This window comes from Variovorax sp. WDL1 (assembly GCF_001541225.1).
GTDB lineage: Bacteria > Pseudomonadota > Gammaproteobacteria > Burkholderiales > Burkholderiaceae_C > Variovorax.
This window is the reverse complement of the sequence record NZ_LMTS01000162.1, coordinates 1-405: the sequence shown is the minus strand read 5'-3', so window position 1 is coordinate 405 and position 405 is coordinate 1. Positions and strand designations below refer to the sequence as shown.

At 63.0% G+C, this 405-nt stretch carries 1 pseudogene; it reads right to left on the bottom strand.

Annotated elements, in window-relative coordinates:
* Positions 1 to 209: 209 nt before the first annotated feature.
* Positions 210 to 405: pseudogene (locus APY03_RS21665) on the bottom strand (hypothetical protein); the annotation flags it as partial.

Here is a 405-nt window from a genome sequence, read left to right as displayed (position 1 = left end):
GTGCAGATCGGACCGAAGCCCGCCGCTGGCCTTGATGGTCATTCGCAGGGTCGGTGCTCATCTCCTGGGTGGGCTTTGCACGAGGCTCGCCCAGACAAACATTCAGCTTTACCCGACCCGCGGTCCGACCGCTTCACCCATCACTTCATCGACTCGACTCACGCACTCTTTGCGGCATCCACTCCTATAGGTTGTCTCAGGTTGATGATCTAAGCCGCCTGCGCTTGCGCGCCGCAGCCACTAGGTGGAGTGCTCTTCCACTCCGCTTGGTACGCCCGCCCGTGCGCTATGAGAGCCCAGGCCGTGCGAGCCATCTTGTTGGCCAACGCCACCGCCGCCACGTTCAGCGGCCGGCGTCGCAGCAGTTGCTCTAGCCAGGCAGGCTTGAACCTGGCTTGCGTGATC